The 14,414-nt window shown below is 67.2% G+C and carries 16 protein-coding genes and 1 tRNA gene; 6 read left to right on the top strand and 11 right to left on the bottom strand.

The genetic code is table 11. The features are described 5' to 3' along the window. The first annotated feature begins 153 nt into the window (after positions 1-153). Both D4766_RS12525 and D4766_RS12520 read left to right on the top strand, forming a co-directional pair. Positions 154-633, top strand: a complete 480-nt coding sequence (locus tag D4766_RS12525) for a peroxiredoxin (RefSeq protein WP_120717745.1) — start codon at positions 154-156, stop codon at positions 631-633. A 59-nt stretch (positions 634-692) separates the two neighbouring features. Further along, entirely contained in the window at positions 693-1,037 is a 345-nt protein-coding gene (locus tag D4766_RS12520) for a hypothetical protein (protein WP_120717744.1), read from the top strand. On the opposite strand, the gene folE is transcribed toward D4766_RS12520, so the two are convergent. The 4 genes from folE to D4766_RS12500 form a co-directional block, all read right to left on the bottom strand. Beyond that, positions 1,031-1,654 carry a GTP cyclohydrolase I FolE gene (gene folE / locus D4766_RS12515; protein ID WP_120717743.1) on the bottom strand — a complete coding sequence of 208 codons (624 nt, stop codon included), beginning with the start codon at positions 1,652-1,654 and terminating at the stop codon, positions 1,031-1,033. The two genes, D4766_RS12520 and folE, sit on opposite strands and share 7 nt — an antisense overlap. Then, positions 1,651-3,183 carry a phospholipase D-like domain-containing protein gene (locus tag D4766_RS12510; RefSeq protein ID WP_234024807.1) on the bottom strand — a complete coding sequence of 511 codons (1,533 nt, stop codon included), beginning with the start codon at positions 3,181-3,183 and terminating at the stop codon, positions 1,651-1,653. Before D4766_RS12510 ends, folE begins: the two co-directional genes overlap by 4 nt. A gap of 166 nt (positions 3,184-3,349) precedes the next feature. Next, positions 3,350-3,426, bottom strand: a tRNA-Arg gene (locus D4766_RS12505). 46 nt (positions 3,427-3,472) lie between these two features. Further along, entirely contained in the window at positions 3,473-3,892 is a 420-nt protein-coding gene (locus D4766_RS12500; protein WP_325049086.1) for a (deoxy)nucleoside triphosphate pyrophosphohydrolase, read from the bottom strand. A gap of 86 nt (positions 3,893-3,978) precedes the next feature. Here D4766_RS12500 and D4766_RS12495 point away from each other — a divergent pair, with 86 nt between their 5' ends. Both D4766_RS12495 and D4766_RS12490 read left to right on the top strand, forming a co-directional pair. Next, the gene (locus D4766_RS12495; RefSeq protein WP_234024806.1) at positions 3,979-4,164 is read left to right on the top strand and encodes a Flp family type IVb pilin; all 186 of its coding nucleotides are present in this window, start codon (positions 3,979-3,981) and stop codon (positions 4,162-4,164) included. A 117-nt stretch (positions 4,165-4,281) separates the two neighbouring features. After that, positions 4,282-4,461, top strand: coding sequence for a Flp family type IVb pilin (locus D4766_RS12490; RefSeq protein WP_120717741.1), 180 nt, complete (start codon positions 4,282-4,284; stop codon positions 4,459-4,461). A gap of 105 nt (positions 4,462-4,566) precedes the next feature. Here the strand turns inward: D4766_RS12490 and D4766_RS12485 are convergent, their stop codons facing one another. From D4766_RS12485 to D4766_RS13885, 5 genes are all read right to left on the bottom strand, one after another. Then, complete coding sequence (locus D4766_RS12485) at positions 4,567-6,039, bottom strand: M48 family metalloprotease (RefSeq protein WP_120717740.1); 1,473 nt, start codon at positions 6,037-6,039, stop codon at positions 4,567-4,569. 113 nt (positions 6,040-6,152) lie between these two features. Continuing rightward, positions 6,153-7,100 (bottom strand): acetyl-CoA carboxylase carboxyltransferase subunit alpha, encoded by a 948-nt coding sequence (locus D4766_RS12480; RefSeq protein ID WP_120717739.1) that lies wholly within the window; start codon positions 7,098-7,100, stop codon positions 6,153-6,155. Between the two features lie 10 nt (positions 7,101-7,110). Then, positions 7,111-7,992 carry a tyrosine recombinase gene (locus tag D4766_RS12475; RefSeq protein WP_267896428.1) on the bottom strand — a complete coding sequence of 294 codons (882 nt, stop codon included), beginning with the start codon at positions 7,990-7,992 and terminating at the stop codon, positions 7,111-7,113. Positions 7,993-8,014: 22 nt separating this feature from the next. Next, positions 8,015-9,928, bottom strand: a complete 1,914-nt coding sequence (locus D4766_RS12470) for a hypothetical protein (RefSeq protein WP_199798089.1) — start codon at positions 9,926-9,928, stop codon at positions 8,015-8,017. Further along, positions 9,925-10,065: a hypothetical protein gene (locus tag D4766_RS13885; RefSeq protein ID WP_162935767.1), complete on the bottom strand. Its 141-nt coding sequence runs from the start codon at positions 10,063-10,065 to the stop codon at positions 9,925-9,927. The genes D4766_RS12470 and D4766_RS13885 overlap by 4 nt, the downstream gene beginning before the upstream one ends. An 80-nt stretch (positions 10,066-10,145) precedes the next feature. On the opposite strand from D4766_RS13885, the gene D4766_RS12465 reads away from it, so the two are divergent. Together D4766_RS12465 and aroB are read left to right on the top strand one after the other, a co-directional pair. After that, complete coding sequence (locus D4766_RS12465) at positions 10,146-10,727, top strand: shikimate kinase (protein WP_120717738.1); 582 nt, start codon at positions 10,146-10,148, stop codon at positions 10,725-10,727. Continuing rightward, a complete protein-coding gene (gene aroB, locus D4766_RS12460; protein ID WP_120717737.1) occupies positions 10,718-11,827 on the top strand; it encodes a 3-dehydroquinate synthase in 1,110 nt (369 codons plus the stop codon). Before D4766_RS12465 ends, aroB begins: the two co-directional genes overlap by 10 nt. Before the next feature lie 12 nt (positions 11,828-11,839). On the opposite strand, the gene D4766_RS12455 is transcribed toward aroB, so the two are convergent. Together D4766_RS12455 and D4766_RS12450 are read right to left on the bottom strand one after the other, a co-directional pair. Next, positions 11,840-12,286: a DUF488 domain-containing protein gene (locus D4766_RS12455; RefSeq protein ID WP_120717736.1), complete on the bottom strand. Its 447-nt coding sequence runs from the start codon at positions 12,284-12,286 to the stop codon at positions 11,840-11,842. A gap of 21 nt (positions 12,287-12,307) precedes the next feature. Beyond that, positions 12,308-14,359 carry an acetyl-CoA carboxylase biotin carboxylase subunit gene (locus D4766_RS12450; protein WP_120718225.1) on the bottom strand — a complete coding sequence of 684 codons (2,052 nt, stop codon included), beginning with the start codon at positions 14,357-14,359 and terminating at the stop codon, positions 12,308-12,310. Between the last annotated feature and the right edge of the window lie 55 nt (positions 14,360-14,414).

The raw sequence follows: 14,414 nt of genomic DNA, 5'->3' as shown, positions 1-14,414 counted from the left end.
AATTCAGGTTGCCCGCGCCCTAGCGCCGGTATCCCGCCAAGGCAAATATAAAGCTTCCTTTATATGTGCCGCCAGGCGCGCCCGACCTTGCGCGCAAGTCGCGCTTCGCTATCTCGGGCGGCGGACGGACGGGACAGCGAAAGGAATTCTTCGATGACGATCCAAGTGGGCGACACCCTGCCCGACGTGAAGCTGGTCAAGGCCACCGAGAACGGCCCCGAAGCGGTGCAGAGCGCCGAATATTTCAAGGGCAAGAAGGTCGCCCTGTTCTCCGTGCCCGGCGCCTTCACCCCGACCTGTTCGGCGCGCCACCTGCCCGGCTATGTGGAAAAGGCAGCCGACCTGAAGTCGAAGGGCGTCGACGAGATCGTCGGCACCGCGGTCAACGACGCGTTCGTCATGGGCGCCTGGAACAAGGCGACGGGATCCGACGACATCACGATGCTGGCCGACGGCAACGGCGAATTCGCCGAGGCGATGGGGCTCACCATGGACGGATCGGGCTTCGGCATGGGCAAGCGCGGCCAGCGCTGGTCGGCGATCGTCGAAGACGGCGTGGTCAAGGAACTGAACGTCGAGGCCCCGGGCGATTTCTCGGTATCCAGCGCCGACCACATGCTCGGACAGCTCTGACGACGAGCGGGAGGCGCGGAGCAACGGTTCCTTAACCCGTGCGGGCTATGCGCCGGAGAATGACCGGCCTGTATCTCGATCGCCCCGCCCTCCCGCTTTCCGCTCGCCTCGCGGCTCCGGTCGCGTGGACGGGGATGGCGGCGGCCGCGCTGATCGGCGCGGTCGTTTCCGCTCTTCTCGGCGACACGGCGATCGCCGGCGGTTTCCTGCAAGCTGCCGTCATCGCCAGTGCGACCCGGTTGCTTATAGCGATGCTGGCACCCCGCGCGGCCCGCCGCGTCGAACTGTGCGCGCTGGCCTGCATGGCGGCGCTGACCTGTCTGATGGCGACCAATCTCGCGCTGGCGGCAACCGCGCCCGCCGCGTGCGCCCATGTGCCCGGCGCGAGTGCGTTCGCTCAGTAACCCATCAGCTTGAGCACTTCCTCGCGGCTGCGGGGATCTTCCAGAAACGTGCCCATCATCCGGCTCGTGATCATCGAGACGCCCGGCGTTCGCACGCCGCGCGCCGTCATGCACGCGTGGCTCGCCTCGATCACCACCGCGACGCCCTGCGGCTGCAGATGGTCCCAGATGCAGTCGGCGACCTCGGCGGTCAGGCGTTCCTGAACCTGCAACCGGCGGGCAAATCCGTGGAGCACACGCGCGAGCTTGCTGATGCCGACCACGCGATCGGTCGGCAGGTAGGCGATTGCCGCCTTGCCGATGATCGGGGCCATGTGATGTTCGCAGTGGCTCTGGAACGGGATGTCCTTGAGCAGCACGATATCGTTGTAGCCGCCGACCTCCTCGAACACCCGGCCGAGATAGATCGACGGGTCTTCGGTATAGCCGAGGCAGTATTCCTTCCACGCCCGCGCGACGCGGCTGGGCGTATCGAGCAGGCCTTCCCGCGCCGGATCGTCGCCAGCCCATTCGATGAGCGTCCGGATCGCCGCCTGCACGTGTTCCGGCACCGGCGGTTTCGTCGTACCATCGCGGGATACGGGATCGTCTTCGTCGGGTCCGACTAGACTGCTCATTTGCGGAATCCTTTCTTCGCGCGGTTGTAGGCGCGGCCGATAAAGCTGCCCTTCTTAAGCAGGCCGCCGCCGGCAAACGGTTCGAACATCTCGTCGGGTTCCTCCGGATCGAGAAGCTGCGAGCCTGCCAGCGTTTCCTCGATCTCGTTGAGCTCGGGGATCTGAAAAGGTTGCAGGGTGCGGCTGTTCTTCTGGCCGTGCTCGGCGATCAGCTTGAGCATCGACGGATCGGCGGTGAGCAAGCGCTCCACCTCGTCCTCTTCCATTCCGCAGTGCTCCGCCAGAAGCGAACGACGAACAGCGGCGATCTGGTGGCATGCGTCGGCGTTGCCGGGCCTCTCGCAGTCGATGAAGACATCGCACTCCGAATCGAGCCCCATCGACCGGTTGTTCCAGTTCGCCGAGCCGATCCGGAGGATGGTGTCGTCGAAAATGGTGAGTTTGGCGTGGACGTAGATCGGCTTCTCGCCGGTATGCGGCACGAACAAACCAAAGCGATTCTTGTGGTCGCATTCGTGCAAGCCGCGAAGCAGGCAGGCGCGGGCGTGATCCATCGCCTGTTGTTCGAGCCAGCCGTCGGCCGTCATCGGCTGGACCAGCACGATCTCTGGCGGGTCGTCCTCCGCGAGGCGCTTGGCCAGCGCGTCGGCGATCTTGTTCGAGGTGAGGTACTGGTTCTCGGAGTAGATGAACTTCTTCGCGCCGGCGATTTGGGCGAGCAGCAGGTCCTCGATCTCGTCGACCTTGGGCAGTTCCTTGTACTTCGCCCGCGTGCGCGCGATGCCGATCTCGACATTCTCGAACATGACGGGCAGCTTTTCCGGCCAGAGGCTGTCGTCCGGAATCTGGACCTCGTTCAGCTGCTCGCCGCCGGCGCGATGCCAGCGTTCGCGGGAGAGGCAGCCCAATTGCCGTGCGACCTCACCTTCCATCATCATCGTGGCGTCGTGCCACGGGCCGTACTTGAACCCGTGCGGACGACGCCGCCGCCGGTCGTGCTCGATATGCTCGCGCGTGTCCCAGCGATCCTGGGTCATGTCGATCCCGCCGCAGACCGCCAGCCGGTCGTCGAGAACGGCGATCTTCTGATGATGGCTGCAGCCCACAGGGTGATGGGTATCGAACTTGAACGTGATCCCCTTATAGCTGGCCATGCGGAGGATATCGATCAGCATGTATCCGCGCTTGGCGAACTGGAAGATGCCGAAACTCCACTTGAGGATGCGGATCTCGAGCGGCTTGTGCTTTCGCGCGAGCCACATGAGGAAGCTGCCGAGACGGCGCGGATGGTTGCGTCGGAACAGGCGGCTGAACCAGCGCCTTCCGACGGCAAGATGGATGCGGGTATCGAAGTCCCATCCGACTAGAAAAATGCGGAGCTTCGCCTTCAACATCGCCTGCTGCATCAGGGCGAAGTAATCTTCCGCATCGATGATGACGCTCGCACGCTCGGCCCTGGCGAACCGCCAGACCCCCTTCTCGGTCGATTCGTCGTCGAATTCGATTTCGGACTTTGGCTCTTGGGCCAATCTTCCCCCCCTTGCCTCTGCGGCTGCCGAGAGGAACCTCGCGATGCCGCGCAAGGTTCCGAAAGACAGCGGATCACCGCTGCCTGACGCATCGGGGTGAACGGCGCAAGCGGCAGCCCTGAAACATTTCAGGCCGGCCTCCGCGATGGAGACCGGCCTGAAATGTTGGCGCGCCCGGAACGATTCGAACGTCCGACCCTCAGATTCGTAGTCTGATGCTCTATCCAGCTGAGCTACGGGCGCGCACTGGAGGGCGGCACATAGGCAGGCGAAACCGGCTTGGCAACACCTATCCGCCGCCTCCCGACAACTGGGCCAGGAGTTCGATATCGAGTGGCGGCATCGCGAGCCGGGCCGCCTCGCCTGGCGCGAACCAGCCGATCGTCGCCCCATCCGTTGCTACGGGTTTTCCCTGCCAGCGCCGACAGCTGTAAAACAGGATGACGATGCCGCCCTCGTGTGTCGCCGCAGCTCCGTCGGCAAACGCAGCCGGCTGGATCGCGCCCGGGTCAAGCGCGATGCCCAACTCCTCGTTAACCTCGCGGACGAGCGCAGCGCGCGGGGTTTCGCCAGGTTCGACCTTGCCGCCGGGAAACTCCCACAGGCCCCCGTGCTGCTTTCCGGCCGGTCGCCGTTGCAGCAGGAACCGGCCTTCACCGTTGGTCAGCGCGACCGCGACGACCATCAGAATTGTCGGAGGTTTTTCCACTTCGAGGCCTTGCTGCAACCTTTTCTTAACGGGTCGGACCCAAAACGGCGCTCGTCGGGCAGTAGCCGATGGAACGGGAACAACCAATGCCGATGCGCAAGCTCATAAGGGCCATTGCCAGCGACATCTCGGGCGCGACCGCCGTCGAATATGGCCTGATACTGTCCCTCATCTTCCTCGCGATGGTCGCGGCAATCCAGAACTTCGGAAATGTCACGACCAACATGTGGAATGACACGGCGGACAAGATGCAGAAGGCCACGACCAAGTGATTGGGTTTTGCGGTTAGGAAATTTTCAATCACCTCTCCGTAAAAGCACGATAGCCCGAAGCCGTTAATTGGGTGCGGCAAGGGCGGGGTAATGCGAAGATCAAACAGGAGACATCACATGCAGTTCATCAAGACTCTCGCCCGTGACGAAAACGGCGCGACCGCCATCGAATACGGCCTAATCGCCGCTCTCATCGCGGTTGCCGCGATCGCCGCGATGCAGGGCCTCGGCAATCAGCTGACCGGCACCTTCACCAAGGTTTCGACCTGCATGGCCGGCACGGGCACCGCCTGCTAATCGGTCACGACCGAAACAAGAGAAGGGCGGCGGGAGCGATCCCGCCGCCCTTTTTCGTTTGGGCGATTGCCGGAAACGGCGCCGCCGGAGCGACGCCGGTTGCCGTCAGCGCGAGCGTACGACGAGCTTCACCTTCTGTCCCGGCACCACGCGCTCGGCCGAACTCAGGCCGTTGAGCACCCGGAAACGCTGCTCCTGCGCCGTGGTATAGGCCATCCGCGCCGCCAGCGACTGGACGGTGTCGTTGCTGCCGACTGTCACCACGTCGATGACCCGCGGGATCACCTGCGCTGCTTCCGACGACGTGATCCGCCGCATCGACTGGAACATGGGGTTGAAGACGGCCGAACGACCCGCCTGGCTGATCGTGACGAAGTGATACGCCTGATTGTTCGAGAACTCGTAGGCGACCACGGTCACGTCTACCTGCCCGTTGCCCGAATTGACGCGTGCCTGTCCGATCATGGCGGGAATGCCATTGATCGTGGTGCGCTGCAGGTTCTGCGGCGCGATCTGCTGCTGTTGACTCAGCCCTGCGAACGCCTGCCTTACGTACGTTTCGAGGTTGCCGTTGTAGGCGCCTCCCTTGAACTGCGCCTGCCCGCTCTGCCCGTTGATCGACACGGCATCGGTGCCGTTCATCAGGTAGAAGCCCGACGGGGCGCTGAAGCTCAGCCGCAGGTCGGGATGGATGAACTGGTTGCCCTCGATCACGCCCTGCCGCGGATCGTCGCCATAGGTAAGCCCGTCGATCCGCGCGAGGAAGGTGTCGCGATTGGTGATGCCCGTGCGGCTACCCGCAAGGTTGTTGACCGTCCGCACCCGGCTCGCCGGATCGGGGTGGGTGGAGGCCCACGCCGGTGTGCTGCTGGCACCCCGGCCCTGCAGCGCGGCGTCGAGCGCGTTCTGGTTCGCGAGGCTCTGCAGGACGGTCGCCATCGCGTGCGGATCATACCCCGCGCGGGTCAGGTACTGCACACCGAGCGCATCGGCTTGATTCTCCTGGCTGCGCGAGAATTTGAGGGTGTAGTACTGCGTGGCGTACTGCGACCCTTGCGAAATCAGGTTGCCGAAGCCGCCACCGACGACCGAACCGAGAACCTGTCCGAGCACTCCGAGGATGCCGTTCTGCGTCGCGCGGCTTTGGCGCTTTTGCGAGTGGCGGGCTGCCACGTGGCCGACCTCGTGCCCGAGCACGCCCGCGAGTTCCGCCTCGTTGTTCATCAGCGCGACCAGCTGGCGCGTGGTGTAGATGTAGCCGCCGGGGATCGCGAAGGCGTTGTTCACCGAACTGTTGAGGAGCGACACGGTAAAGGCGTCGCGCGCGTTCGACAGGCTCGATTGGATGGCGATGTTCTTGCCGACCTGCTCCACATACTGGGCCTGGGGGCCGGTCATCCGGCCGCCGAACTCCTGCAACAGCTGCGGGTTCGCCTCGGCACCCTGACGTGCTTCGGCAGCAGTGATCCCGGTGTTCGACTGGGCCACGGCCGGACCCGTCGTCGCGCAACCGCCGACGGCTAGGGCTGCCGCACTGAGGTATAGCGCGGCGTGGCGCGCGGGTACGAATCGTTTCATGGGAACTGTCTCCAAGGGCCATGCGGCGGTCCACCCCTCGCCGCGAGATTGCATGTATGGCCTTGGAAACCCGTTCGGGGCGGGCTTGGTTCCCCTAAGCGGGGTCGCTGTACTCAGTTGCCGCCGATGGTCAGGAAGCGTTCCTCGCGCAGGCGCCGGAGGGCGTCAGGACCCAGTCCGGCAAGCGCATCCAGTTCCTCGCCGATCGCTTCGCCGAGCGCCGCGGCGGCCGCGGCGGGATTGCGATGAGCGCCGCCCACCGGCTCGGGCACGATCCGGTCGATCACGCCCAGCCGCTCGAGATGTTGCGCAGTGACTTTCATGGCCTCGGCCGCCTCGGGCGCTTTCTCGGCCGTGCGCCAGAGGATCGACGCGCACCCTTCCGGCGAGATGACCGAATAGACGGCATGCTCGAACATGAGCACCCGCTCGGCACTCGCCAGCGCGACCGCACCGCCCGATCCGCCTTCGCCCACAATCGCGGCGACCATCGGCACCGGCAGCGCAAGGCATGCCTCGGTCGCGCGAGCGATGGCTTCGGCCTGCCCGCGTTCTTCCGCCTCGATGCCCGGAAACGCGCCCGAGGTGTCGACCAGCGTGACGACTGGCAGCCCGAAGCGCCCGGCGAGTTCCATCAGGCGGATCGCCTTGCGGTATCCTTCGGGCTTGCCCATCCCGAAGTTGTGGCGAATCCGCGTCTCGGTATCGTGACCCTTCTCGTGGCCGATCAGCACGACCTTGCGATCGCCCAGCGTGGCGAGGCCGCCCATGATCGCCTGGTCGTCGCCGTACAGCCGGTCTCCGCCGAGCGGCACGAATTCGTCGAAGATATGCTCGACGAAATCGCGGAAGTGGGGGCGCGCGGGATGCCGGGCGACCTGCGTCTTCTGCCATGGGGTCAGCGAGGCGTAGGTGGAGGCAAGAAGCTCGGCGCTCTTCGCCTCCAAGCGAGCGAGCTCGGCCGAGATATCGACATCGTCGCCCTCGGACGCGGCGCGCAGTTCCTCGATCCGCTTGTCGAGCTGGGCGACCGGCTTCTCGAATTCGAGATAGGATTGCATCCGGCGGCAGCTAGGCGCGTGCGCCGCCGCGCGCAAGCGGGTGGCGTTCGTTGACCAGCGCCACCAGCCGGGCCGAATCGACGTGGGTGTAGATCTGCGTTGTCGCGATGTCGGCGTGGCCGAGCAGGGTTTGCAACACGCGCAGGTCCGCCCCGCCCTCCAGCAGATGGGTCGCGAACGCGTGGCGCAGGACGTGCGGGCTCACCCGCTCCGGCGCGATGCCGGCGCGCAGGGCGAGTTCCTTGACGAGCTGGAACAGGCGCACCCGCGAAAGGTGGCCCGACTTGGCCGTCGAGGGAAACACATGGCGTCCGCCCGCGGGCCGCACCGCCAGCCACCGCGAAAGGGCCGTTCGGGCGCGCCCCCCGACTGGCACCATCCGCGCCTGCCCGCCCTTGCCGGTCACGGTCAGCAGCGGCGCATCGCGCGGGACGGCGGACAGGGGTAGCGACACCAGTTCGGTCGCACGCAAGCCCGAGCCGTAGAGCAGTTCCAGCAAAGCCAGCAGCCGTATCGCCGCCGGGCGATCGCCAGAAGCCTCGTCCTCGGCACGCCCGAACAGCGCCTCCACCTCGGCATGGGTCAGGACTTTGGGCAACGGTCGCCGGGGGGCGGGTCGCGGCAGGGCGGAGCCCGGGTCGTCTTCGCGCAGACCTTCGTCGACGAGAAAGCCGTAGAACTGGCGGAGAGCCGACGATTTGCGCGCCGCCGTCGAAGGGGCCAACTCCGACCACGCCTGCCCCAGCCGGGCGAGCGCCGTCCCGTCGGCCGCAGCCAGATCGCCGATCGCCGCTTCGGCCCCTTCGAGATCGCGCCGATAGGCCGAAAGCGTGTTCGCTGCCGCCCCGCGCTCGGCGGCGAGCATCGACAGGAACTCGTCGATGGCGGTCACCGGACGCGGCCTTTTCGCGCGATCACCCGCGCGCCACGGCCTCCGCCGCGATCATGCGCGCCTCGGCGGAGAGGCCCACGCGGTTCAGCGCCGCGACGATGTGGTAGAGGTGTCGGGCGGTCATCCGATCCCACCCCTCGCCCTGCATGCCGAGGCCGGCGAGAAAGGCGACCAGCGCCTGGTTGTCCACCGCGGCGGCCGCGTCGATGGCCTGTGTCCAGCGCGTCTGCGACCCTAGGCTCATGCCGAGGTCGCTGGAATATCCGGCGACCGAACCCTCGTCCATTCGGCCGAGGCCAGCCAGCCCGGCGACGAGAAACTGGGACTTGCGCTTGTCGGCGCTGCCGTCGTCGCCGACGAAATCGTCGATGGCCCCGTCCGACACCGCATCGCGGCGTCCGGGCGCGGCGAAGACCAGCTGCGCCCAGGCCTGCCCCCCTTGCGGAACCACCTCGCCCCAGCGCAGCGCATCGCGCTCGAGCCCGGCGGCGAGCATCGCGGCGATGAGGTTTGGTGCGTCGTCGGCATAATCATCACTCGGTTCGAGCCGCGCCGAGGCGTAGGCGGTGAGGACCAGCCGAGCGTAATCGATGGCCCCCGCCGCGCCGCCGCCGTTCGCCCCGGCCGTGTCGCCCGTCCCGTTCCAAACGTCGCGGATCGCAGCCAGCCGTGCGGCGGCGTCCGCGCCAACGTAGGCCTGGCGCAAGCGGTCGGCGGTGGTGGCGGCCGGTCCTTCGACAACCTGTTCGGCATGAAGCTGGGAATAAAGGTCGATCATCGCGGAGGACGACAGGATGCCCTCGCGCCCTGCCCGTTCAGCCGCCGCGATGCGTTGCGGCAGCCCGAGCATCGGGGCCGTCGCCATCACCCGGCTGTAATAAGGGCTCGCGTTCTCGAGCAAACCTTCCGGCACCGGTTCGCCCACCGCGTTCGCCAGCGCGAAGCGCAGCGGCGTGAGTTCCTCCACCCCGTTCCATTCGATGGTCACGGCATTGCGGCCCCGCCCCGCGGCGCCCGCGAAACGCTGCGCCAGCAGCGCATCGATGCTGGCTGCCTGGCCCCGGCTGCGCACTCGGTTGAGATCGGCCTTGGCCCGCGCGCCTTCGCCCGAATAGGCATTGCAGATGCCCTGGAACAGGCGCCAGTTGCCGTCCTCGCGCACGTTGCCCTGCAGCCGTACCGCCGGGCAGGCGCCGGTGAGATCGGCCGTGCCGATATACGCGTCGAGCGCAGCCGCGGTCAGCCGCGGGTTCCAGTTCGCGGTATCGACGTCCTGCGCCACCGCGCGCGCCGCGACGAATTCGCCCATCGCATTGAGCGCGGCGACGCGCAGCGCGGCGAACTCGGCTGGGTCCATGCCTTGCGGGGCGGCGAGCCGGCTGGCGAGCGCGCGGCGCAGCAGGATGTGGCCCCAGCGCGAGACGAGCGGCCGGGTCGTGCCGCTCAGCGCCGCGCGGACGAGGGACGCCGGCTGATTGGCGAGCGATCGTGTCGGCAGCCCGCCCTCGGCCGGCGAAAGTATGCCCACTTCGGCGAGCGAGCGGCGCGCGGCGGGCGGAATGTCGACCTTGGGCTTCAGGCCGAGCAGTTCGTCGAGCTCGTCGGTCGACATTCGCTCCAGCTCGGCCAGCGTCGGCAGGTCGCGTCCCAGAGCCGTCGAGGCTGCGGACGCGGCGGGCGCCGACGAGGCGGAACCGGAGCGCGGGATCGGCTGGACGACAGGGCTCGAGGTGGTCGCCGGAGCCTGGTCCTGTGCCGGGCTGGCGGGCCGCGGTGCGGGGGTCGGCCGCGGCGCGGGCGTGGGTGCGGGCGCCGGTGCCGGTGCGGGGTTGTCGTAACCCGGCGGCAGGATCGATTCGGGCGCGCTCTGCGCCACGGCCAGCCCCGATACGAGAGCCAGCGCGGCGGCGCCCGCGGCCAGATGCAACAATTTCATCGCACGTGCTCCGGAACGGGTACGGGCTCGACGATCGGGCGCAGCGGCTCCTCCCCGCCGTCGACCCAGGCATAGGCGAGCAGCGCGACGACGATTGTGCCCGCGATCCAGCCGATCCGCCGTTTCTCCAGCGCCATCAGCGCGACCCTTCCCGACCGAATTGCGTGCCCGTATGCATGGTTGCACGCGCCCTAGCCCATCTATAGGCCGAGCGGCAATGCACTCCGCCGCATCCGCAGGACATCCGGGGCCAAGCGATACCGAGATCGCCGCCCTCGCCCGCCGGCTCGACCGGCCGGTGGTGCTGGTCGGCCTGATGGGTGTCGGCAAGTCCACGGTCGGCAAGAAACTCGCCGCCCTCCTGAAGAGCGACTTCGTCGACGCGGATGCCGAGATCGAGCAAGCGGCGGCGATGTCCATCGGCGAGATCTTCGAACGCTTCGGCGAGGCGTATTTCCGCGACGGAGAACGGCGCGTGATCGCGCGCCTGATGGAGGAACGCCGCGGTGTGATCGCAACCGGCGGCGGGGCTTTCGTCGATCCGGAAACGCGGGCGCTGATCCTCGAACAGGGGGTTGCCGTCTGGCTCGACGCGCATCTCGATACCCTCGTCGCGCGCACTTCCCGCAAGTCCCATCGCCCGCTGCTCAATACCGGGCACCCGGCCGAAATTCTCGGCCGTCTCAAGACTGAGCGGGAGCCGTTATACGCCGAGGCGCCGATACGGGTAACGAGCGACGAGGGTCCGCATCTCGATACGGCGCTGCGCATCGTGGAGGCGATCGACCGATGGCTGTGATCCCGGTTGCCCTGTCGGGACGCGGATACGACGTGCACGTGGCGCGCGGTCTGCTGGAGCAGGCGGGCGATCTCGCCGCGCCGTTCCTGCGCAAGGAGCATGTGCCGGTCGTGGCGGACGCGAATGCGTGGGCGATGCACGGCCGACGGCTGGAGGCGGGGCTTGCCGCGACCGGCCGGACGGCCGCGGTGTATGAAGTCGCGCCGGGGGAAAACTCCAAGAGCTGGGAGGGACTTGCATCGCTCGTCGACTGGCTGCTCGCGCATGGTGTCGAGCGCGGCGACCATGTGCTGGCACTGGGCGGAGGGGTCGTCGGCGATCTCACCGGCTTTGCCTGCGCCATCCTCAAGCGGGGGTGCGGTTTCGTCCAGCTGCCGACCACACTTCTGGCACAGGTCGACAGCTCGGTCGGGGGCAAGACCGCGATCAATACGGCGGCGGGCAAGAACCTCGTCGGGGCGTTTCATCAACCGTCGCTGGTGCTGGCCGATCTTGCCACGCTCGAGACCCTGCCGGCGCGCGAATTGCGTGCCGGGTACGCCGAAGTGCTGAAATACGGCGTGCTGGGGGATGCCGAATTCTGCACCTGGCTCGCCGAATTCGGCAGCGATGCGCTCGCCTTGCGCGAAAACCCGCTCGAACGCGCAGTCGCCCACTGCGTCGCGATGAAAGCCGCGATCGTGGCCGAGGACGAACGCGAGACGACGGGTCGGCGGGCGCTGCTCAATCTCGGGCATACTTTCGGTCATGCGCTGGAGGCGGAAACCGGGTTCTCGGACCGCCTGCTGCATGGCGAGGCGGTGGCGCTGGGGATGGTGCTGGCCGCCCGCTATTCGGAACGGATCGGCCTCGTCGGGATCGACGATGCGGCGGCGGTGACCCGCGCGGTCGATGCGGCGGGATTGCCGTCCGAGATCGCGGCGCTGGGTCTCGATTGCGACGGGCGGCGGCTGGCGGACCATATGCTGCACGACAAGAAGATGGATGCAGGGACCCTGCCCTTCGTACTGCTGCGAGGGATCGGCGATGCGTTTCTCGCGAAGAACGTCGACCTTGCCGATATCGCCGCGTTCCTCGACGAGGAACTGCGCGCGCATTGAGCGCCGGCCCGGCTAGACGACGAGTTCCGGTTCGAGGTCGACTCGCTTGAAATCGGCGAACAGCGCGTCGAACAACAGCGACCGATGGCACTCGGCTGCGGCGCGTTCGTAGCATAGCAGCGCGACCCGCTTCGTTTCCGCGAGGTCGCGGATTTCCGCCATCTGCGCCAGCGCCTCGGGCAGTTCGAGTTGCCCGGCATAGATGCGCGCGAGCTCGCCGTGGTCCCCGCGCCGTGCCGCCGCGCGCCCTTCGGCGGGTGTGCCGAGGTGGCGGAAGTGGCGGTAGGCGATGCCCGCTTCCTCGACCGCGGCCTTCAGGCCCGACTTCGAAAACCCCGGCCGCCGCGACAGCGGCAGGTAACGGATGTCGGCCAGCACCTCGACCCCGGCCCCCGCCAGCGCCGCGACCAGCGCGGCCTGCGTCGCCTGCTCGTACCCGATGGTGAAGATCGTCGCCATCTGTCCGATATAGGGCGCAAGCTACTCGAGTTCGAGGATAACCTCGTCCACCGCCAGGCTATCGCCCTGCGCCGCGTTGATGGTCTTGACCGTGCCCGACTTCTCGGCGCGCAGGATGTTTTCCATCTTCATCGCCTCCACCGTGGCGAGCGGCTGGCCGGGCTGGACCTCCTCGCCCTCCGACACATGCAGCGCAACCAGCAGGCCCGGCATCGGGCAGATGAGGAATTTGCTGAGGTCCGGCGGCACCTTTTCGATCATGTGCTGCGCGTACCCGCCGACGTGGGCGGGCAGGATGCGGACATCGTGCTTCGCGCCGCGCGTGGTCATCCGGTAGCCGGTGCGGTTCGGGCTGAGCTGAATGCCGTAGGTCTCGAGCGGCTCCGCCTCATCGTCGTCGTTGGTTTCGTAGAGCTCGACCGAAACGAAGCGATCGCCGGGGGTGTATTCCATCGCGATCGCGACGGGGTGGCCGTCGACGGTGATCGCGTCCTCCTCCAAAGCGACAACATGGTCCTCCTTGCCAACGCGGACCGACCAGTCGCCGGGCGCGGCTCTCTCGTCGCCGAGCTGGCCGTCGATCCGGCGCGCGCGGTCGGCGTCGGCAGTCGCGATCGCGCCCGCCACTGCGGCGAGCACGCCGACGGTGCGCGTGTCCGTCTCGGCGCCCTGGAAGCCTTCCGGGTATTCCTCGGCAATGAAGCCGGTGGTGAGTTCGCCGCTGCGGAAGCGCGGGTGCTGCATGATGGCGGAGAGGAAATCGACGTTGTGGCCCAGCCCCTCGATCTCGAACGCGTCGAGCGCGGCGACCTGCAGATCGGCGGCCTCGTCGCGGGTCGCGCCCCAGGTCACCAGCTTGGCGATCATCGGGTCGTAGAACATGGAGACCTCGCCGCCTTCGTACACGCCGTCGTCGACGCGCACGCCGTCCACGCCGCGGCGGCCGTTGGCGTCGCCGTCATCGGTCCAGCCCTCGACCGGCGGCTGGTAGCGGGTGAGCCGCCCGGTGCTCGGCAGGAACCCGCGATAGGGGTCTTCGGCATAGACGCGGTTCTCGATCGCCCAGCCGTCGATGCCGATGTCGGCTTGCGTGAAAGCCAGCTTCTCGCCCGCCGCCACGCGGATCATCTGTTCGACGAGGTCGATGCCGGTGATGGCTTCGGTCACCGGGTGTTCGACCTGCAGGCGCGTGTTCATTTCGAGGAAGTAGAAGCTCTCCCCCGTCGGGTCCGCGCCGCTGACGATCAGTTCGACCGTGCCGGCGCTGTAATACCCCACCGCGCGGGCCAGCGCGACGCACTGCTCGCCCATCGCCTTGCGCATCTGCGGCGTGACGAAGGGCGACGGCGCTTCCTCGACGACCTTCTGGTGGCGGCGCTGGATGCTGCACTCGCGCTCGTTGAGGTAGAGGATGTTGCCGTGCTGGTCGCCGAGGATCTGGATCTCGATGTGGCGCGGATTGAGAATGAATTTCTCGATGAAGACGCGGTCGTCGCCGAAGCTGTTCAGGCCTTCGCGCTTCACGCTTTCGAAGCCCTCGCGCACGTCGGTTTCGGTGTAGGCGAGGCGCATCCCCTTGCCGCCGCCGCCCGCGCTGGCCTTCATCATCACCGGGTAGCCGATCTCGTTCGAGATGCGCACCGCGTGCTCGGTATCCTCGATCTCGCCGACGAAGCCGGGGACGACATTCACGCCCGCTTCCTTCGCCAGCTTCTTCGACTCGATCTTGTCCCCCATCGCGGCGATCGCATTCATCGGCGGACCGATGAAGGCGATCCCCTCCTTCGCCAGCGCCTCGGCGAAGCTGGTGCGCTCGGACAGGAAGCCGTAGCCCGGATGCACGGCCTCAGCCCCGGTTTGCTTGCAGGCGGCGATGATCTTGTCGGCGACGAGATAGCTCTCCCCCGCCGGCGCCGAGCCGATGTGCACCGCCTCGTCCGCCATCCGCACGAACGGCGCGCGCGCATCGGCATCCGAATAGACCGCGACGGTCGCGATACCCATCCGGCGCGCGGTCTTGATGACCCGGCACGCAATCTCGCCCCGGTTGGCGATGAGTATTTTAGAGAACATCATGAGTTGTCCGAGTTACCCACCTCAGCAGCACGAACCCGCCGACGGCGAGTAG

Origin of the sequence: Tsuneonella amylolytica (genome assembly GCF_003626915.1) — a bacterium.
Classification (GTDB): domain Bacteria; phylum Pseudomonadota; class Alphaproteobacteria; order Sphingomonadales; family Sphingomonadaceae; genus Tsuneonella; species Tsuneonella amylolytica.
The sequence above is the reverse complement of the archived record's forward strand: the minus strand, read 5'-3'. Positions and strand labels throughout refer to the sequence as shown.